Here is a 19,711-nt window from a genome sequence, read left to right as displayed (position 1 = left end):
AACTATGCCGCAACGTAACGACTTAAAATCAATTTTGATCATTGGATCCGGACCAATCGTCATCGGGCAGGCATGTGAGTTTGACTACTCGGGAACCCAGGCGACAAAAGCTCTACGGGAAAAAGGAATTCGAGTCATCTTGGTGAATTCGAATCCAGCCACCATCATGACGGATCCCGATCTTGCGGATGCCACTTACATCGAACCTCTTACTGTTCCCGTTTTAGAAAAAATCATCAAAAAAGAAAAACCAGATGCCATCTTACCAACAGTAGGTGGACAAACTGCTCTCAACTTAGCTCTTGCCCTTCATAGAGAAGGAATTTTGGAAAAATACAATGTGGAGCTGATTGGTGCTAAAGTAGATGCCATTCGCAAAGCCGAAGACAGAGAACTATTTAAACTCGCCATGGAAAAACTCGGAATCCGAGTGGCGAAGTCCTTTATGGTTTCCGATATGGAAGCCGCAAGGAAGGCAAAAGACGAAATTGGTTTTCCGATCATCATCCGCCCCGCTTTCACCTTAGGTGGAACCGGTGGTGGAACTTGTTATGATGAATCTGAGTTTGAAGACATTGCTCAAAAAGGTTTATCAGCATCTCCGATTTCTCAAATCCTCGTGGAAGAATCGGTTATGGGTTGGAAGGAATTTGAGTTGGAAGTGATGCGTGATCTCAATGACAACGTAGTCATCATTTGTTCCATCGAAAACTTAGACCCAATGGGTGTTCATACAGGAGATTCCATTACAGTTGCCCCACAACAAACGTTAAGTGACAAAGAATACCAAAGACTTCGAGATATGTCTATTGACATCATCCGAGAGATTGGTGTGGAAACAGGTGGATCGAATATCCAATTTGCTGTAAATCCAGAGAATGGAGATGTGATTGTGATCGAAATGAATCCAAGGGTTTCTCGTTCCTCTGCCCTTGCATCGAAAGCAACTGGATTCCCAATTGCAAAAATTGCCGCTTTATTATCAATCGGATACACTTTAGATGAAATTCGAAATGATATCACTCGTGTAACACCTGCTAGTTTTGAACCGTCCATCGATTATGTTGTCACAAAAATCCCAAGATTTGCCTTTGAAAAATTCCCTGGTTCTGATACCACTTTAGGGGTTCAGATGAAAGCAGTAGGGGAAGCAATGGCCATTGGTCGTAACTTCAAAGAGAGTTTTCAAAAAGCACTGAGGTCATTAGAAACAGACCGATTCGGTTTTGGAAGTGATGGGTATTTAAAAGAACTCATGGAATGGGAAGCGGTTCCTAAAGAAGAACGTAAAACTTGGCTCACTGCGAAAGTAAAACGTCCGACTGACAAACGTATTTTTTATGTGAAAATGGCATTTGATTTTGGAATGAGTGTGGAAGAGATCCATGAAATTTGTAAAATTGATCCTTGGTTTTTGTATCAATTTGAAGAACTTTTCCAATTAGAAAACAAATACCGCAAAGAAGGAAATGCCATCATTGTGGAAATGAAACAAGCAGGTTTTTCCAACAGACAACTTGCTTTCCTTACCAAAGAAGAACAAATTTTAGCGCAAGTGAGAAGTGGTGCAGCCATTGATATCACAAAAGCAAAAGTGGATAAAACCTTAAGAGAAGAAGAAGAAAAAATTGAATCTTACTTAGAAGAAAAGAATATCCAACCCGTATACAAACGAATTGATACTTGTGCTGGTGAATTCGAAGCCTTTACACCTTACATGTATTCTTCTTATGATGAAGAAGATGAATCGGATGTCACTTCCAAGAAAAAGGTAATGATCCTTGGGGGAGGTCCAAACCGAATTGGTCAAGGGATCGAATTTGACTACTGCTGTTGCCATGCCTCCTTTTCCTTACAGGAAGCAGGAGTTGAATCCATTATGGTCAATTCGAATCCTGAAACGGTTTCTACTGATTACGATACTTCGGACAGATTGTATTTTGAGCCTCTTAGTTTAGAAGATGTGATGGCGATTTTCAAAAAAGAAAGGCCAGACGGAGTGATTGTACAGTTAGGTGGTCAAACACCTTTAAAACTCGCCAAAGCATTGGAAAAAAGAGGTGTTCCAATCCTTGGAACAAGTCCCGATTCTATCGACCGTGCGGAAGACAGAAAACGTTTTGCTGAAGTATTAGAAAAATTAAATCTTAAGTCCCCTGAAAACGGAATTGCCTCTTCTAAAGACAAAGCGAGAGAAATCGCAAGAAAAATTGGTTACCCAGTTCTTGTTAGACCATCTTATGTGTTAGGTGGCCGTGCGATGCTCATTGTTAATGAAGAAATTGAATTAGATAAATATATGGAAGAAGCAGAAGAAGTGTCGGAAGATAGACCACTTCTTGTGGATTCCTTTTTACAAGATGCAACAGAAGTGGATGTGGATGCCCTTTGTGATGGAAAAGATGTGTTTATTGCGGGTATAATGGAACACATTGAAGAGGCCGGAATTCACTCAGGGGATTCAGCTTGTGTGTTACCTCCACAAAGTATTTCCCAAAAAATGATCCAAGAGATTGAGGAAGCCACTCACCGCTTAGCCTTAGAGCTAGATGTGAAGGGACTCATCAATGTGCAATATGCGATTAAAGACGAAACCCTCTATGTATTAGAAGTAAACCCGAGAGCTTCCAGAACAGTTCCTTTTGTAGCCAAATCCATTGGAATCCCTGTTGTGAAAATTGCAGTTAGACTTATGTTAGGTGAAAGCCTCTCTTCTTTTAAACTAGGGAAACGTTTTTCTGCACCAATGATCACTGTGAAAGAAGCGGTGTTACCATTTAGTAAATTTCCTGGTGTGGATACAATCCTTGGTCCAGAAATGAGATCCACTGGAGAAGTGATGGGAGTTGCTGCCACGAAGGGGGAAGCCTTTGTCAAAGCTCAAATTATGGCAGGGGAAGAACCTCCAAAACACGGAACTGTTTTTGTAACAATCAACGATAAAACCAAAAAGGAATTATTGGAATCGGTGAGGTCATTATCCAATTTGGGGTATAATATCATTGCTACCGAAGGAACACATAAGTTTTTATCGGACAACGGGATCTTATCTAGTAAAATCAATAAAATTTATGATGGTTATTTCCCAAATGTGATTGATTACATCAAAGAGAAAAAAATCCATCTGATCATCAACACTCCACTCTCAAGAGTGACTCGCGAAAATGCATTTACGATTCGGCAAGCGGCCATCAAATACAAAGTTCCTTGCCTCACAACATCACAAGCTGCCAAGGCACTCATTCATGGTTTGGTGGAGATGAAAGACAAAGGTTATTCTGTGAATTCTTTGCAAGAGATTCACAAAAAGAAGTAAAAGCAAAATCGGAAACGAATGGAAACAAAACAAATTCGTTTCTATGCGCGGGACCAAGGGTTCTTAGTTCAGAATCCCTTGGTTTGGCTACGTTTGGTTTGAAGTTTAAATTTGGATGTCTTTCAGTAAGGTCTCAATTCGTTTTCGGTTCACACCCAAATCGGATTTGCCCAACCGTGACGCAGATCGAAAATGTAATAGTTTTGTTTTTTCATCAAAATAAAATTCTACGTCATCCACATACCGCATGAGTAGCGATGTAAATTCTACATAGAGGTAATTGTTTTCTTCTTTGATGATCTTTGTGCGAGGGGTTTCCAAAATCCTTTGTTTCAAAACAGATAAGGCATCCGCGGTTGGTTTTTTATATGGTTCTGCGTTTCGATAATGTTCTTTGTCGTTTGTGTCTGCAAAACTACTGATACAATTGGGAGTTTTGGGACAGTCGTTTAGTTTTCCGGAACGGATTCCTAAATTGTCTGGTCTTGTGCCCGTACATTGGATGAAAAACAGGATGCTAAAAAATCCTGCAATGGCAGTGGTGGTTTGGTATTGTCTCATATCTTCTGACTCTTTACTCTATCTTTGACCCCGATTCCTGTAGCAATCGGAGCCAAAATTTTTTAAAAAATGGGAAATGGATCACTTTTGAAAATCAATCATTCAAACATTCCCACTGCATTCGAGGTTTTCTTTGGGATCGAAAACCAATTGCTTCCTTCTACGCCGTTTCTTTGATGGCCAGGCGTTTTGACTTTAAGATGGAAAAGATAAATCCAAGCAAAGTGAAAATTCCTAAATAAAAGAGAATGGACGTGATATAACCAGAGATAGGTGGATACAGTAAGTTGAATCCAAACTCAGGATTTTCCATTTCATTTCCAAGTTTTCCTTCTACGGGAGATGTTTCTTTTGTATTTTCCGAAGAAGGATAGGTATAGGGATCAAAATTAGCAGACCATTGGTAAGGATTTCCATAATACAAAACATAGTTTTGGGATTCTTCATTTGTATCTCTAAAAAACAATATCTCTTCTAAAGGTTGCACGGTGATCACTTCTTTTAAATGTAAGGTATCATTTTCACCATCTTCAATTTGGATGGTGAACTCAGAACTCACTGGGGAAGAAATAGGAATTTCCGTATAGGTTCCATCGTTTTCTTTATGATTGATATTTCCTTGGAAAACAGTATCCCATTCCTTTTTATTGATTTTGCCGCGAACGGTGATGTATCGTTCCCAATTTTTTTCTTCAAAACTAAGTTTGATGGTTTGGAAACTACTTTGGTTTTCATTGGGAAAGGAAAATAAAACAGAATTCTCTTCCAAAATCGGGTTTGGTATCGTTTGGCTTTTTTCAAAAAAAAGATTTTTGTTTTCTTTGATTCGGGTGACGGATGGAAATTTAAGATTGGATCCGTTTTCTACTTCTAAACGAACGTATCGATATTTTGTGTTTCCTAAATCAATTTCTCCAGAGGTTTGAGAACCATATTTATACAAAAATACGTTTTTGGTTTCGATGAATTTTTCTGGATTCTCACCTAATTTGAGTGTGATGGACGTTTCATAATCATAAGCACTGGAAACAGTTAGTTTCGAATAACTCATTCCTTCTGGGAGTTTCGGAAGTTCTAATACATAGATTTCAATATCATCTTTTTTGGTAAAAAGAAGTTCTGGTTTGAGTTTTTCTGTGTATTTACTGATTTCTTCGGCATTTTGAATGCGATAAGGAACAATTTCGCCGTTTTTTGTGATCCGAAGATCTCCATAAAAGGAATGTTTATAAAATTCATCATCGAGTAAAACTTTTACGATTTGATTTGATGAGTTTTTTGTATTGATGGTGATTTCTTTTTTGTATTTAAAATTTTCAACAGGCAAAGGTCTTGCAAGGATTGAACCTGTGAAGAGTAAGGATGTGAGTAAACAAATTTGATATCGTGATTTCATGTAGTTTCCTTTTTGATTCGATTATAAAATGTTCCCGTAACAATGAGGGTGATTCCTAAAAATAATCCAGCGAGAATACGGTAACCTAAAGATAGATTCCAAAAATCGTATAAATAGAATTTGGCGACGACAAGTGCCAGTGAGACAAATCCGACTACTTTTAAAGATTGAAACTGTTTTTGGAAACCAATCACTAAAGTGATCAGTCCATAAAAGATCAAACTAATGGAATAGAGGAACAGTCGTTTTTCTTCTGGAAAACCCAAATGAATTTCGACAAAGTTTCCAAGTAAAAAGTATGGATACGCCGCATACAGAAAGAGTTTGGAAAATCCAGAAAACTTTCTGCTATAAAAATAAGACAGTGCCAAATATAAACTGCCCGTAACAAAAATCAAAAATCTTCCGTTGAGAAATGGGATTTCATTGAACGAACGGTAAGTGAAAGCAAAGACATAAAACAAAGCAAAGAACCAAACCGGAAAAGTTGCTAAGTACATGTACAATTGTTTGGAATAGGTGGCGGCCATTGTGACTACGAAAGCAAATGTAATGAGACTGAATGCCAAAGCCTTTCCTGTCATCCCCATCACAATCACACTGATGATGAGTGGTAATCCAAAGAGACCCACAATATCATAGAGTTTTTTCGTATCGATTGTCAAACTTACTTCTTTTAATGACTTTTGGTATACAGCATAAAAACTGATGAGAACCAATGTAAGTAAAAATGGTTTGAATGTGGGATAAAAAATTCCAAAAATCCAAAAGGATTGAAGGAACCCAAGTCCTAATGTAAAACCAATGGTGACTAAGGTCAGGATTGGGTTTTCTTCTTTGATTGTTTTTAAAACTTGGAATTCTCTGATTAAAAAGAATAAATAAACTCCCAATTGAAAAACCAAAGGGAAAAATACTTTCGCTTCTTCCAGTTTGGATTCGGCCCATGTAGCAAAGATTAAATGGTTTGCAAATAAAATCAAAAGTGGAATCACCTTCCAATTCATATTCTTTCGAATCCAAAAGAAAAGGGCATTCCAAATGAGTAAATACGTGAAGAGAAAAGGATAAGAGTTTTGACCGGTGGAGACTAAAATGGGTGAAAGAAAAACTCCCAAACTGGCAAACCCAAACAAAACTTCACTTTTTTCTGCATAAGAGATTCCAACGGCAGTTAAACTAAGTAAAATGAGCCCTACAAAACAAGTCTCTGTGCCGTACAAATCGTACCAAACATAACCCGAGTAATACGCAGAAAATAAAACGGCAATACCAAGACCAAATAAACTGGGAGAAAGATAAGGCCTTGTCTTTCGTGTTTTGTATCCATACCATAGGATCGGTAAGGAAGAGAGAATCCCAATCCAAATCCGAACTGATTCATTGATCCAATACTCTTCAATGGCCATATAAAAAAACCAAATCGAAGCGAGGATGAGAGAAAACACACCTAGTTTCACAAATAAGTTTTGGCCAATCCATTGGATGAACCAATTGGGTCCTTCTTCTAGAGATACAGAGACTGGTGTCACAAGGAGAGGACTTTCTTTTGGCAAATCGGTGTTAGTTTGCTTCGGAGAGGTTTTCGGATCAGAAAGAGAGAGCACTTTCTCTTTTAAGAAAAAAAGTTCCCTCTCCATCGATTGGATTTTGGATAAAATTTCTTTTCTTTCTTTTTCTTCCACCTGGATGAATTTACTAGGGAAGAATCGAAGGGAAACTAATTTTTATTCTGGGTCGTTCCACATCCCATTTTCTCGAATGAGTTCAATGAGAAGGTCCGCGGCTTCGACTTCGGAAACTCCTTTTTTGACAATTTCCTTTCCTTTGTAGAGGTGAACCTTACCGACACCAGCCCCCACATAACCAAAATCGGCATCGGCCATCTCTCCCGGTCCATTCACGATGCAACCCATCACCGCGATTTTCACACCTTTGAGGTGGCCTGTTTTCTCTTTGATTTTGGCAGTGGTGGATTGTAAATCAAACATTGTGCGGCCACAAGATGGGCAGGAAATGTATTCTGTTTTTGTCAAACGTAAGCGAGTTGCCTGTAAGATATCAAAACTCAAATGCAAACATTCTTCTGCTTCGCCATCACCATAAGAAAGTCGAATCACATCTCCAATTCCATCCAGTAAATTTCCACCAGCTTGAATGGATGCATCATACATCAATTGCTCTTTGTTGTTCCCAGAAACAGATAGGACAATCGGATAATCTGATTCTTGCAATAGACAAGCAAGCCTTCTGACAGAAAGAAGGTCACCGTCTTTCACTGAAAAAAGGATATTTTCGATTTTTCTTTTTTTACATTCTTTTAAAACGGTTTTCGTTTGTTCGATTTGGGAAACATCCATGGACCATTCCACCGAACGTTTGTCTTTTGCAAAACGAGAGACAAATTGTAAAAGGTCATCCCATGATTCTTCTGATTCTTTCAAAAAGAGAGAAGGGGAGATCACCCATTTTTGGAATTTGTATAGTTCTTCTGCGAGCGCATCATATTGGTAAAGCAAATCATCTGAAAGGGAGATAGAAACAGGTAAAGGAAAGGATCCTCGCCTTACCATTGTTCCAAGAGAGAGTAAATCCATTTCCGAATCAATGTGAAAGTGTAAGAGCTCAGGCACTCGACCTGATTTTGTTCCTCTTTGGATGAGGTGGAGGACTTCTTCTGCTGTGCCTTCTCCAAAAAATGGAAAACAAGATTCGATTTTGACTGGATGGGAATCACCAATTTTGGTTTCACCAATTGTGAGTTCCCTGGAATAAAAACGTGAATATTGGTACGGGTCTCGAAATTCCGTATAAATGGTTTCTCTTTCTTTATTGAGGACGTTTTCTTTTTTTGTGAATGAATCCAAAAAGAGTTCGTTGTATTTACGAACCAGTTCTTTGGCAACGGGAATTTCGTGAATGGCATCTTCTGTAAGAGAAACTCGGATCGTATCCCCAAGTCCATCTTCCAGTAAACTTCCAATTCCAATTGCGGATTTGATCCTACCGTCTTTTCCATCTCCAGCTTCGGTCACACCCAAATGAAGGGGATAATCCATTCCTAAGTCATAGAATCTTGCCACTAACATTCGATAGGCTTGGATCATCACTTGTGGATTAGAAGCTTTCATGGAAACCACGATATCTTTGTAAGAATTTTTTTCGGCAATGCGTATGAATTCTAAAGCGGACTCCACCATCCCAAGAGGAGTGTCACCAAATCGATTCATAATGCGATCTGACAAACTTCCATGGTTTGTCCCAATCCTCATGGCAACCCCAAGTTCCTTGGCACGTAAAACAAGGGGAGTGAAAACTTCTTCGATTCGCTCTAGTTCTTCGTTATAGTCTTTGTCTGTGTATTCAATGATTTCAAATTTCTTTTTGTCTGCAAAATTGCCTGGGTTGATTCGCACCTTTTCCACCCATTCCACACATTTTAAGGCAACTTGTGGGGTGAAGTGAATGTCTGCCACAAGAGGAACTTTGAGTCCGAGTTCCTTCATTCGTTTTCGGATATTCGGTAAATTATCTGCATCTGCTTGGCTAGGAACTGTTAGGCGAACAATTTCAGAACCTGCTCTTTCTAAATCAGAAATTTGTTGGATGCTTGCGTCCGTATCTCTTGTGTTAGATGTAATCATGGATTGGACGCGGATTGGATTTTTTCCTCCAATTCCAACGTCTCCTACCTTCACTTCTCGTGTTGGACGTCTTCTGTAGAAAAAGGGCGATTCGTTATATTTGGTGCTCATTTGAATCTTATGTTCTCATTATCTAGAAAATTAAATTCGAAATTTTGGGCAAGCAGTATGAAAAAAATCTGTGACTTTCAATTTCCCTCCCTCCCAAACCGAAAATCTATTTAGGATACAACCTGAGCTTTTGAAACCAATGAACACGGAAGTTAAACAAGGATTACAACGCAAATACCGAGTACAGGTGACTGTGGCAATTTACCGTGAGGGTAATTTGTCCTATAAAAGTGAAATTTTATCACCTGCTTATTATGACAAAAGACAGGAAGCTCGGGACCATATCCGCCAAGAAATCCGCGAACGATTGGCTCATTCTAAATTCTTCCGTTCGACTCGCTTGGACTATGATTTAGTCCGTTATACCGAAGAGGGTAGTTGTAATACCTACCTTCGTTATAGCATCCAAGATTCGGACATTTGAACCCACAGAAAAAACTCCACGACTGGTATCTTTTCAACAAACGGGATCTGCCCTTTCGTAAAAAAAAACAGGCTTATCCCATTTGGATCTCTGAAGTGATGTTACAACAAACGAGGGTGGCTGCGATGCTTCCATTGTTTGAAAATTTTCTGAAACGTTTTCCGAATCCAGAAACACTTGCAAGCGCGACTGAAGAAGAAGTCCTTTCCTATTGGAAGGGACTTGGTTATTACAGCCGTGCAAGAAATCTCAGAAAAGCTGCCATCCAACTTGTAAACCAATACAACGGATCCTTTCCCAAAGATTTGGATTTGGTTTTGAAACTCCCTGGCATTGGCAATTACACAGCAAGAGCCGTTTTGTCCATTGCGTATGACCTTCCCCATGCCGTTCTTGATGGAAATGTCAAACGAGTGTTATCACGTTACTTTGGTTATACGGAAAATATTTTGGGTCCCAAGGCTGACCTTCATTTGCAAACAAAAGCAGATGAATTTTTGAACCAATCGAGTCCAGGTGACCATAACCAAGCCATGATGGAACTCGGTGCGACCATTTGCCTTCCTGAATCTCCCAAGTGTTTACTTTGTCCACTCTTGGATGGTTGTTTTGCCCGAATCCATGGGAAAACAAGTGAGATTCCCATTCGGGAAAAACAAAAAAAACAAATCTTCTTACAAGGAGAGATTTGGGTTTTCCAAAAGGATGATTTGATTTTACTGATCAAAGAAAAAGAAAATCGATTTTTAAAAGGGATGTTTCACCTTCCTTCTGGATTTATAGGAGAGGTACCAAATGAACTTTATTCTCCTTCCGACTTTGTTTTGTTTTTGCGATCCCAATGGAAAACTCTTCCTTCACTTGGAACCATCAAACACACCATTACCCATCATAAATTAGAATATTCTGTTCTTTTTCTCCCAGTCGCTGACTCCAAAGAATTAGAGACAAAACTAGATTCTTTGGGTGTGGAATGGAAGTGGGTAGGATTCGAACAATTGGAATCTGAGTTCCCATCTTCTCTTGCGAAGAAAGTAAAAAAGATTTTGCTTTACTAATCTTAAATTCTCCTTACGATATTTGGGTCATGGCAGAGATCCTTGTATGGCTTGAGTTCATCATTTCCAAAATTCCTCTGCCAATCTTAGAAGTTTGGGGTCGATTTGCGTTTTTACTCGGTTCCCTTGTCGCTATTTTCGCGAATACGGGATTTACGTTTCGGAATGGAAAACAGTTCCGCATCTCCAGGGAAGTTTGGACATGGAACCTTAAGAGTTTTTATTTTTTTCTCATCACCTTTGTATTGATATTTGTAACTGGTTACCTCGGTAGTTCTGTGGTTCTCATTCCTGGTGCCCAAACCTTAGAAAGCCTCAAAGATTTATCTGTTTTTCTTTGTTTGAATTTTTTTGGATATCCTGCTTTACTTGCGGTTCCTTTTGCCTATGGACTTTCTGATTTGATTGAGGGAGTTCCACCTGATTTTTTATGGGACTGGTTACCTGGTTATTTCATCAATCCAACTTTGTTTTGGATTTCCTACCAAATGATTGGAAAATCACCAAACTTTCGTAATGTGAGAGTTTGGATTTATTATTCGATCTTTGTCGTTTTATTTTTAGTATTAGAACCGTTTTTATGGGGATTTCTCTGTTCCAAACAATTTGGATCTGAAATTTCCTACCGTACGATTAGTTCCGCATTAATTTTCACAACAGGTCTCACTTGGATCCTAGCTCCCTTTGCGACTTTATTCCTTTATCCCTTTGTCAAAAAAATGGGATATTTTTGGGCGGAAATTCCCTTTCAAGTAAAAGAAGTGAGTATCACCGAACCAAGGTTAGTTTGGACATCCACTTCTGAGGAATGGAAATTCTCTGACCAAGTAGAAGAAGACCGCACTGGGATTTCCTTACAACTGTTTATCGTTGCTCCCTTTGTTTGTTTGGTATTGGTTCTTGTGGGAATCACATCCTATGTAACCTTAAAAAATGCCGAAGACTCCGCTTACCATATGGTGGAAATCTTACACAAACAATGGTCAAAAAACATACGGTTACAATTAACCGAATTAGAATCAAGAGATGGGAATCTTTTTTCTGACAAAATTGCCTTACAAAAATTATTAGATGTTTCCGTTGTCAATACCCAAGGGCGAGTGTATTTACTCGATTCGGATTTGTCTTTGGTCGCGAGTGTATCCAATGAACCAAAAACATCCTTACTCCTGGAAACCTTACGTGTGGAACTCAATAAACAAATCACGGACATTCGTTATCCCGAAACAAACTTACGTTTTCCTGTTGTGACGAAAAAACCTTTGTCTCGGGAAACTTGGAATGCCAATGTTTCTCGTTACGAAGTATCCAAAGCAGGATCCACAATGTTTCTTGTGACTTTGTTTCCTAATTCCTTTTATTTAAGTGGGGTGTATTCGGGAAATAGTGAATCGGCAATGGTATTTGCCTGGGCCATTTTACTCAGTTTGATTTTGGCAGTCATCTTAGCGGAACTTGTCACAAGACCCATCCTTCGTTTTTCCAGTGCTAGCAAATCATTGGCAAAAGGGGATTGGGATTTTCCCGTTGGGGAAAGTATGATCGCAGAACTCCGTGGGCTTTCGGAATCGTTTCGGTTTATGTCGAGAGAGCTGAAATCTAGTTTTGAACGTGTCAGTGCGAGCCAGCGTATGGTGATGGAGACCAATACCAATTTAGAAAAAATTGTGAATGAACGAACGGTTGCTCTCATGGAAAGCAATCGAAATTTACTCGATACTGTGGAAACCAAAGAACGGATCTTACTCGATCTCCATAACACACAAAACCAATTATTACTCAGTGAAAAATTGGCGGCACTTGGTCAGTTTGCAGCAGGGATCACCCATGAGTTGAATACACCACTAGGTGCGATCTCTTCGAGTGTGCGTGCCATGTCCGAAATTCTAAAAAAAGATGTGATCAAACTTCCTGAATTTTTAGAATCTTTAGATCACGAAGCTTTGGAAGATTTCAAAACTCTCCTATTGTTAAGCATGAATTTTGGTGATCGAAGCTCTGGCCTAATGAGTCGTGCCGAAAAAAAAGAAAGATTGGCACTCTTACGAGAAAAAAACATTCAAAATCCAGAAGATGTCCTTGACCATCTAACATCGATTGGAGTCACCCATTGGGATTCTAGGATATTTTCGATCATCCAAAAACCAGGGTCGAGTCTCCTTTTACAAAATGTAGTTACCTTGGGGAGTTTATACCGATTGGTATATGTGGTTCAATCAGCTACAGATAAAGCCGCCCATGTAGTCAATGCACTCAAACATTATTTGTACACGGATCAATCAGTCAGCGACACTAACTCACAACAGGTGAATATTCCTTCCGAATTGGATTCGATTTTAACACTTTACCAAGCCAAAATCAAAAAAGATGTCGAAATCATTAAGAACTATTTCACATCTGATTCTTGTTTGGCGGATCGAGATAAACTCAACCAAGTTTGGATCAATTTAATCAATAATGCTTTACAAGCTATGGACTATAAGGGCAAAATTAAAATTTCTGTCACGAGTGAGTCCGAATTTATCCTAACATCCATTAAAGATAGTGGGAAAGGCATTGAACCTGAGATCCAAGACAAGATCTTTTTGCCCTTCTTTACGACAAAAAAACATGGAGAGGGGATTGGGCTTGGGCTTGACATTTGTAAACAAATCGTGGAGAAAATGAATGGAAAAATCGATTTTATTTCTGATCCTACGGGAACGGAATTCCGGGTATACATACCAAAAGTTTTGGAAGGGGAAACAGTTTGAATTTATCACAAATCAAAAATGAGAAAAATGCCATTCTATGTGTAGATGACGAACCCATTCTTCTCCTCTCTCTCGTACAAGAACTCAAAAGGGAGATTGGTGGCAGTTACACATATGAAACGGCCCAAAACCCGGAGGAAGCGATGGAAGTGATCGATGACCTCTGCCAATCGGGTGTGGAAGTGATTCTCATTCTTTCGGACTGGCTTATGCCTGGGATGCGGGGAGACGAATTTCTCATCAAAGTCCACCAAAAATACCCTCATATTAAATCCATCCTCATTTCAGGGCATGCAGACAGGGATGCGATCAATCGAGTGAAAGAGGAAGCCAAAACCTACGCGATTTTTTCCAAACCTTGGAACACCAAGGAACTTTTGGATGCAGTTCGTTTCTGTTGCAATTTGACCTAAGTCCAATTTTCTGGACTTACGGTGCGTACGATTTACATCCGCAAACTCCGATTCGAAGAAGCTCGGACCAAACTCGAAAGGGAACTCCATGAAGCCTTTATGGACGGGGAAACCTATGTAGAAATCCTACATGGGATTGGGGAAGGAGTTTTACGTCGAATGGCGATTGACTACGTGACCACCTCAGGGTTTTTGAAATTAGTGGAATCCGACCCTATGTTTCGACAGAACCCAGGGAGCACCCTTGTGGAAATCCTTGCTCCTTCCAAAGAATACATCAATCGATTGAAAGCATGACAGATCCAAATTCCAAAATAGAAATTTTAGACGTAACCTTGCGTGATGGGGAACAAACCAATGGGGTTTCGTTTTCTTGGCAACAAAAGCTAAACATCACCAAACACCTTTTAAAGGATTTAAAAACAGACCGTGTGGAAATTGCCAGTGCTCGAGTTTCCCCTGGTGAATTTGAAGCTGTAAGGAAAATCATAGAGTGGGCAAAAGCAGAAGGCCTCCAAGAAAGAATCGAAATTTTAGGATTTGTTGACTCAGACAAAACTGTGGAGTGGATGAAAGGAACAGGTGTAAAGGTCTTAAACCTTCTGACAAAGGGTTCCCTTAACCACCTAACAAACCAACTTCGAAAAACTCCCGAAGAACATTTTTCCGATATCAAACAAACTATAGATTTTGCGACCAAGGCAGGAATCACAGTCAATGTCTATTTAGAAGATTGGTCCAATGGATATTTACATTCCAGAGACTATGTCATTCAGTATTTACAAACCGTTTCCCAGTTTCCCATCAAACGTTTTTATTTAGCGGATACCTTAGGTGTTTTATCACCAGAAGAAGTCCGAACCGCTGTGACAGATCTTGTTAGTCTATTTCCCAATTTATGGTTTGAGTTTCATGGGCATAATGATTATGACTTAGCGGTTGCAAATTGTTTGGAAGCAGTGAAAGCAGGGGTTCGAGGACTCCATGTTGCTGTGAACGGTCTTGGGGAACGTGCAGGGAATTCTCCTTTGGAAGCTGTTGTCACCGCTCTTCATGACAAAACCAAATTTAGAACTTCTGTCGTTGAAAAAGAAATCACTAGTTCCTCTAGGCTTGTAGAAGTATTTTCTGGAAAACGAATCTCGGATAACAGACCCATTGTGGGCGAAGATGTATTCACACAAACGGCAGGTGTCCATGCCGATGGAGACAAAAAGGGGAATTTATATGCCAATCCCATCCTCCCAGAACGTTTTGGAAGGAGTCGTGTCTACGCACTCGGCAAGTTAGCTGGGAAAGCTAGTATCACAGAAAACTTAAAACAATTGGGAATGGTTCTCTCCCCTGAGATCGAAAAAAAGGTTCTCGCACGTGTGATTGAGCTAGGGGACCAAAACAAAACAGTCACCAAAGAAGATTTACCATACATCATCTCAGACATCACAGGCGAAAATTTAGAATCCAGTTTTCGGATCGAAACATGCACTGTCACCAGTGGCATTGGAGTGAAACCAAAAGCTGAGGTGAAAGTGAAGTACCAAGGCAAATTCTATGAAGGAAAAGGGGAAGGGGATGGGGGTTACGATGCCTTTATGAATGCCCTAGGAACCATCTTAAAAACCTTGAAAATCCAAATTCCCAAACTCTTTGATTATGAAGTGAGAATCCCTCCCGGTGGGAATACAAATGCCCTTGTGGAAACGGTCATCACTTGGAAAAAAGAGGGAGACAATCACCCCATCCGCACCATCGGAATTGACTCGGACCAACAGGTTGCTGCCGTCAAGGCCACCGAACGAATGTTACATATTATCCTTGGGAATGTATGAACCATTTTTTAATTGTTGGCCTTGGAAATCCGGGAGATAAATACAAAAACACCCGCCATAATATTGGGTTTATGATCTTAGATGTTTTGGCGTCTGAATGGAGTGTCTCCTTTAAGGACACCAAAAAATATGCTGAAAGCACTCATATCTGGGAAGGGGATAAAATCCATTTACTGAAGCCCTTGGAGTTTATGAACCTTTCTGGTAAAGCAACTCAAACCCTTGCCAATTTGTATAAAATCCCACCTTCCCAAATCCTCGTGGTCCAAGACGAAGTCGATTTGCCTTTTGGCAAAATCAAAAACAAAATCGGTGGGGGAACTGCAGGCCATAATGGTCTAAAAGACATCGTGGCAAAACTTGGATCCCAAGATTTCCATCGTTTGCGGTTTGGTGTGGGTAAACCCGAAAAAGGGGGGATGGAAGTGGCTGACTTTGTTTTGCAAAACTTCCATGCAGAGGAAAAAACACAGTTACAGGCACTCATCAAAGATTCTGTTTCCAAAATCGAAGATTGGATTCGAACGAATCGCAACCTTCTCTTAAAAGAAACCAAGGCATAACCAATGTCAAAAGAACAAGAAACTAGCATCAATTTACGAACCTTATTTTTACAAACCATTCTCTCCATTGTGATTGTTCTCGCCATTGTGTTTGGTCTTGCGTATTTTTTCCGAAAGGAACTACTTGGGTTTAGCGAACATTTTGTCCGCATTTTTGGTTTTGTCGGTTTATTTTTTGGCATGATCCTCTCGGATAGCCTTCCTGCTTTTGTTCCCCCCGATGCCTTTTTGATGTTAGCCATTACAGGTGAGATGGACCCACTGAAGACCATCTTATCGATGTCAGTGGGGAGTATCATTGGTGGAACGATCGCGTATTACATTGGACTTTATCTCATCCCCAGATTCCATTTGGGCCGCCAAATGGTTTTGCATTATGAAGACAAACTTCTCCCTTACATTCGAAAATTTGGATTTGGTGCCGTGGTTCTTAGTGCCCTCACTCCCATTCCGTATTCTTGGATGGCTTATACAGTAGGTACGTTTAAGATGCCATACCGATTGTTTTTTCTCGGATCTCTTTTTCGGTTTGTTCGTATTTCTGTTTATTTTTATGCAATGTATATCGGATGGATCACGGGAGGTTAAGATGACTGAAGAACGACTATTTCCTAAGTCAGTCGACGAAGTGATTTTAGAAAAAGTCAGGTTTTTCTTTTTGCCAGATCGGACTGCTGCCTTTGTCAAAAACCTAATCGATGGAAAGGTTTCGGAACGAGCGCTGATTTGTTGCCATTCCGGTTGTGATGTGTGTAATGAAACCATTTACAACTGTTATATGGCAGTGAAAAAGGAATTGGATTTAAACTAAATTGGATTCCCTTTTTTCGAATTCCAAACAAGTGCCTCTTGCCCACTTGGTGCGGCCAAAAACATGGTCCGAATTTGTGGGCCAAACCAAAGTGGTTTCTGCTCTACGATCCATTACCAAACCCACATCCATTTTATTCTATGGTCCTCCCGGGACTGGAAAAACCACACTGGCTCACCTACTTGCAGAATCTTGGAAATTGGAAAAACGATACTTAAGCTGTGTGACAAGTGGTGTCAAAGAAGTGAGAGAAGTTTTAGAAGAAGGGAAACGCCTCGGAACCATTGTCCTTTTTTTGGATGAGATCCACCGATTTTCATCTTCCCAACAAGATGCATTATTATCCGCAGTGGAAGAAGGGGAAATCATCCTCATCGCTGCTACCACAGAAAACCCAAGTTTTCGTGTGAACAAAGCCTTACTTTCTCGGATGTTAGTATACCGCCTCACCACTCTTACCGAAGAAGAAGAGGACCAAATTTTTTCCGCATGCCTCACTAAACAAAACACAAACCGAACGATTCCAGAAGTGGTGAAACAGGAACTCTTTCGAAGGAGTGCGGGGGATGCCCGTAAACTCCTTGGATACCTGGAGCGGATTTTAAGTGCCACAAACGAAGGGGAAGAGGTCACAGAAGAAAGGTTGTCCGTCATCCTTGGCGATACCCTTGTCACCTATGATAAAAATAGTGAAAGCCATTATGATATCATTTCTGCTTTTATCAAATCCCTTCGGGGCAGTGATCCGGATGCTGCCTTATTTTATCTGGCGCTGATGCTGGAAGGTGGGGAAGACCCTCTCTTTATTGCCAGAAGGCTTGTGATTTTTGCGAGTGAAGATGTGGGAAATGCAAGTGTACACGCTCTGCCCTTAGCGATTGCCACTTGGCAAGCAGTGGAACGAGTGGGAATGCCAGAAGGAAGGATCCCTCTTGGGCAGTGCACCACTTTCCTTGCTTCCGCACCAAAATCTAATGCGAGTTATGTGGCAATCAATGAGGCATTGGCCTTTGTGAAAGCAAGGAATCAGTCCTTTCAAATCCCAAACCATTTAAGAAACGCACCTACAGCGACTCATAAAAACGAAGGAGCAGGTCTTGGTTACAAATACCCACATGATTTCCCAGGACATTTCCTGAAAGAACGATATTTCCCTGAGTCCTTTTATCCGAACCCTCCAAGCTTTTATTCACCTTCCAACCAAGGCATGGAGAAAAATCTGAAAGAACAATTGGAAAGGTTATGGGGAGACCGGTATTGAGAGTTTATCTCAAAAATTAGAGATTTTCCCTCGAATCTCGAAAAATACACGAAAACAAAGGGGAAATTCTTTCTCATCTTGACAACTAACCCCTTTCGTGAGAGCATTTTCATACATGGGATCCGCACCGGATAGTTTTGCACCAATCCTCTTACAACTTTTGCTCGGAGTCGGTTTCTCCGCTCTGATCTTATCACTTGCCTTTCTTTTAAACCCAAAGAAAAAATCAAAACCACAAGATACCTTTGAATGTGGTGTCACGTATTATGGGGATGCCAGAGGACTTTTTAATATCAAGTTTTACTTGGTAGCAGTCCTCTTTATTCTCTTTGATATTGAAGCTGTGTTTTTATACCCTTGGGCTGTGAATCTCATAGGATTCAAAGAAGCAGGTCTCGGAACGTTTTTTCTTTTCGAAATGTTTTTCTTTTTACTCATCCTTGTGGTGGGTCTATACTATATATGGAAAAAAGGAGCACTGGAATGGGATTAACAGAAACACTATCCAAACCAGGTGAGATGTTTGGTGACATGTTCCAAGTTGCCACACTTGACAATGTGGTACAGTGGGGGCAAAGTTTTTCTTTGTGGCCTTATCCTTTTGCGACTGCTTGTTGTGGAATCGAATACATGAGTACTTCCTGTGCCGACTATGACATCGCTCGTTTTGGTGCCGAACGACCTTCCTTTTCTCCACGCCAAGCGGATATGATTTTAGTCCTCGGAACCATCACCTATAAAATGGCTCCCGTATTACGCCAGATATACGACCAGTTGGCAGAACCTAAATTTGTGATTTCTGTGGGAGCTTGTGCTTCTTCCGGTGGGATGTTTCACACCTACGGTGTGTTACAAGGTGTTGACCGCATCCTTCCAGTGGATGTGTATGTTCCGGGTTGTCCTCCCAGACCAGAAGCATTACTTGATGCCCTTGTGAAATTACAGAAAAAAGTCCAAAGCCAAGGACTAGAAGCGAGACGCCAAGAAGTCATGAAAAAGATCCAAGAGATCAACGAACGTAACAAACCCCTCGTAGTGGCATGAAAGAAAAACTTACCGAATTTATCCAAACTCAATTCAAAGATAGTTTACTCCCACAAAGGGACATAAACACCAATCTCCTCTACTTTAGCATCCAAAAGGAAAGTCTACCAAACGTCGTACAGACGTTAAAGGACCATCCAGAGTTTGCGTTTACTTTTTTAAATGACCTCACTTCTATCGATTGGTTAGGAAAACGAGAACCGAGATTTGAAGTGGTGTACCTCCTTCGTTCTCCGAGTAACAACCACTTTCGTTTCCAACTTCGTGTTCCTGTGGGAGAAGGGGAATCTATACCAAGCATTGCGGGAATTTTCCCTGCTGCCAATTGGCCAGAACGAGAAGTATTTGATCTGATGGGGATTTCGTTTTCGAACCACCCAAGAATGGAACGACTCATTATGCCTGATAACTTTGTGGGCCACCCACTCAGGAAAGATTACCCACTCGAAGGTCCAGGCCAAGATTACCTCATCGAAGATTTACTGACCATTCACGTAGAAGAGGATATTACCGGTTAGGCGGTAAAC

General features: G+C 40.4%; 18 protein-coding genes. 14 read left to right on the top strand and 4 right to left on the bottom strand.

Translation table 11 applies throughout. The annotated features are described in order from the left end of the window. The first annotated feature begins 4 nt into the window (after positions 1 to 4). Positions 5 to 3,316, top strand: coding sequence for a carbamoyl-phosphate synthase large subunit (carB, locus tag EHQ59_RS15590; RefSeq protein ID WP_135620603.1), 3,312 nt, complete (start codon positions 5 to 7; stop codon positions 3,314 to 3,316). Positions 3,317 to 3,421: 105 nt separating this feature from the next. Here the strand turns inward: carB and EHQ59_RS15585 are convergent, their stop codons facing one another. The 4 genes from EHQ59_RS15585 to ispG form a co-directional block, all read right to left on the bottom strand. After that, on the bottom strand, positions 3,422 to 3,877 hold the full coding sequence (locus EHQ59_RS15585; protein WP_135620602.1) for a DUF1499 domain-containing protein: 456 nt from the start codon (positions 3,875 to 3,877) through the stop codon (positions 3,422 to 3,424). Positions 3,878 to 4,037: 160 nt separating this feature from the next. Continuing rightward, positions 4,038 to 5,273 carry a hypothetical protein gene (locus EHQ59_RS15580; RefSeq protein WP_135620600.1) on the bottom strand — a complete coding sequence of 412 codons (1,236 nt, stop codon included), beginning with the start codon at positions 5,271 to 5,273 and terminating at the stop codon, positions 4,038 to 4,040. Then, a complete protein-coding gene (locus EHQ59_RS15575; protein ID WP_135620597.1) occupies positions 5,270 to 6,958 on the bottom strand; it encodes a DUF2339 domain-containing protein in 1,689 nt (562 codons plus the stop codon). Before EHQ59_RS15575 ends, EHQ59_RS15580 begins: the two co-directional genes overlap by 4 nt. A gap of 42 nt (positions 6,959 to 7,000) precedes the next feature. Next, positions 7,001 to 9,028 carry a (E)-4-hydroxy-3-methylbut-2-enyl-diphosphate synthase gene (ispG, locus tag EHQ59_RS15570; RefSeq protein WP_135620596.1) on the bottom strand — a complete coding sequence of 676 codons (2,028 nt, stop codon included), beginning with the start codon at positions 9,026 to 9,028 and terminating at the stop codon, positions 7,001 to 7,003. Positions 9,029 to 9,167: 139 nt separating this feature from the next. Between ispG and EHQ59_RS15565 the strand changes: the two genes are divergently transcribed. The 13 genes from EHQ59_RS15565 to EHQ59_RS15510 all read left to right on the top strand — a co-directional run bounded on the left by EHQ59_RS15565 (position 9,168) and on the right by EHQ59_RS15510 (position 19,702). Continuing rightward, a complete protein-coding gene (locus EHQ59_RS15565; RefSeq protein ID WP_100718098.1) occupies positions 9,168 to 9,452 on the top strand; it encodes a hypothetical protein in 285 nt (94 codons plus the stop codon). Next, positions 9,449 to 10,510, top strand: a complete 1,062-nt coding sequence (gene mutY, locus EHQ59_RS15560; protein ID WP_135620594.1) for an A/G-specific adenine glycosylase — start codon at positions 9,449 to 9,451, stop codon at positions 10,508 to 10,510. The genes EHQ59_RS15565 and mutY overlap by 4 nt, the downstream gene beginning before the upstream one ends. A 29-nt stretch (positions 10,511 to 10,539) precedes the next feature. Next, positions 10,540 to 13,263, top strand: coding sequence for a sensor histidine kinase (locus EHQ59_RS15555; protein ID WP_135620592.1), 2,724 nt, complete (start codon positions 10,540 to 10,542; stop codon positions 13,261 to 13,263). After that, positions 13,260 to 13,676, top strand: coding sequence for a response regulator (locus tag EHQ59_RS15550; RefSeq protein WP_012388280.1), 417 nt, complete (start codon positions 13,260 to 13,262; stop codon positions 13,674 to 13,676). Before EHQ59_RS15555 ends, EHQ59_RS15550 begins: the two co-directional genes overlap by 4 nt. A 21-nt stretch (positions 13,677 to 13,697) precedes the next feature. Then, on the top strand, positions 13,698 to 13,973 hold the full coding sequence (locus tag EHQ59_RS15545) for a Smr/MutS family protein (protein ID WP_135620590.1): 276 nt from the start codon (positions 13,698 to 13,700) through the stop codon (positions 13,971 to 13,973). Further along, positions 13,970 to 15,505: a (R)-citramalate synthase CimA gene (gene cimA / locus EHQ59_RS15540; protein WP_135620588.1), complete on the top strand. Its 1,536-nt coding sequence runs from the start codon at positions 13,970 to 13,972 to the stop codon at positions 15,503 to 15,505. The genes EHQ59_RS15545 and cimA overlap by 4 nt, the downstream gene beginning before the upstream one ends. Beyond that, positions 15,502 to 16,068, top strand: coding sequence for an aminoacyl-tRNA hydrolase (pth, locus tag EHQ59_RS17805; RefSeq protein ID WP_208652427.1), 567 nt, complete (start codon positions 15,502 to 15,504; stop codon positions 16,066 to 16,068). The genes cimA and pth overlap by 4 nt, the downstream gene beginning before the upstream one ends. Positions 16,069 to 16,071: 3 nt before the next feature. Continuing rightward, entirely contained in the window at positions 16,072 to 16,656 is a 585-nt protein-coding gene (locus EHQ59_RS17800) for a YqaA family protein (RefSeq protein ID WP_208652425.1), read from the top strand. Position 16,657: 1 nt separating this feature from the next. Next, on the top strand, positions 16,658 to 16,879 hold the full coding sequence (locus tag EHQ59_RS15530; protein WP_100718048.1) for a hypothetical protein: 222 nt from the start codon (positions 16,658 to 16,660) through the stop codon (positions 16,877 to 16,879). Between the two features lies 1 nt (position 16,880). Beyond that, positions 16,881 to 18,140, top strand: coding sequence for a replication-associated recombination protein A (locus EHQ59_RS15525; protein ID WP_135620586.1), 1,260 nt, complete (start codon positions 16,881 to 16,883; stop codon positions 18,138 to 18,140). A gap of 115 nt (positions 18,141 to 18,255) precedes the next feature. After that, positions 18,256 to 18,633, top strand: coding sequence for an NADH-quinone oxidoreductase subunit A (locus EHQ59_RS15520; protein WP_012476226.1), 378 nt, complete (start codon positions 18,256 to 18,258; stop codon positions 18,631 to 18,633). Further along, complete coding sequence (locus tag EHQ59_RS15515) at positions 18,624 to 19,184, top strand: NADH-quinone oxidoreductase subunit B (RefSeq protein WP_100718050.1); 561 nt, start codon at positions 18,624 to 18,626, stop codon at positions 19,182 to 19,184. Before EHQ59_RS15520 ends, EHQ59_RS15515 begins: the two co-directional genes overlap by 10 nt. Continuing rightward, positions 19,181 to 19,702 (top strand): NADH-quinone oxidoreductase subunit C, encoded by a 522-nt coding sequence (locus EHQ59_RS15510; RefSeq protein WP_135620584.1) that lies wholly within the window; start codon positions 19,181 to 19,183, stop codon positions 19,700 to 19,702. The genes EHQ59_RS15515 and EHQ59_RS15510 overlap by 4 nt, the downstream gene beginning before the upstream one ends. Positions 19,703 to 19,711 lie beyond the last annotated feature (9 nt).

Source organism: Leptospira kemamanensis, assembly GCF_004769665.1.
GTDB classification, from domain to species: Bacteria; Spirochaetota; Leptospiria; order Leptospirales; family Leptospiraceae; genus Leptospira_A; species Leptospira_A kemamanensis.
The sequence above is the reverse complement of the archived record's forward strand: the minus strand, read 5'-3'. Positions and strand labels throughout refer to the sequence as shown.

Excerpts from the sequence above, each read along its gene's own strand:
- carB (WP_135620603.1), top strand. The coding sequence starts at position 5 with ATGCCGCAACGTAACGACTTAAAATCAATTTTGATCATTGGATCCGGA.
- EHQ59_RS15585 (WP_135620602.1), bottom strand. The coding sequence starts at position 3,877 with ATGAGACAATACCAAACCACCACTGCCATTGCAGGATTTTTTAGCATC.
- EHQ59_RS15580 (WP_135620600.1), bottom strand. The coding sequence starts at position 5,273 with ATGAAATCACGATATCAAATTTGTTTACTCACATCCTTACTCTTCACA.
- ispG (WP_135620596.1), bottom strand. The coding sequence starts at position 9,028 with ATGAGCACCAAATATAACGAATCGCCCTTTTTCTACAGAAGACGTCCA.
- EHQ59_RS15565 (WP_100718098.1), top strand. The coding sequence starts at position 9,168 with ATGAACACGGAAGTTAAACAAGGATTACAACGCAAATACCGAGTACAG.
- EHQ59_RS15555 (WP_135620592.1), top strand. The coding sequence starts at position 10,540 with ATGGCAGAGATCCTTGTATGGCTTGAGTTCATCATTTCCAAAATTCCT.
- cimA (WP_135620588.1), top strand. The coding sequence starts at position 13,970 with ATGACAGATCCAAATTCCAAAATAGAAATTTTAGACGTAACCTTGCGT.
- pth (WP_208652427.1), top strand. The coding sequence starts at position 15,502 with ATGAACCATTTTTTAATTGTTGGCCTTGGAAATCCGGGAGATAAATAC.
- EHQ59_RS17800 (WP_208652425.1), top strand. The coding sequence starts at position 16,072 with ATGTCAAAAGAACAAGAAACTAGCATCAATTTACGAACCTTATTTTTA.
- EHQ59_RS15530 (WP_100718048.1), top strand. The coding sequence starts at position 16,658 with ATGACTGAAGAACGACTATTTCCTAAGTCAGTCGACGAAGTGATTTTA.
- EHQ59_RS15520 (WP_012476226.1), top strand. The coding sequence starts at position 18,256 with ATGGGATCCGCACCGGATAGTTTTGCACCAATCCTCTTACAACTTTTG.
- EHQ59_RS15515 (WP_100718050.1), top strand. The coding sequence starts at position 18,624 with ATGGGATTAACAGAAACACTATCCAAACCAGGTGAGATGTTTGGTGAC.
- EHQ59_RS15510 (WP_135620584.1), top strand. The coding sequence starts at position 19,181 with ATGAAAGAAAAACTTACCGAATTTATCCAAACTCAATTCAAAGATAGT.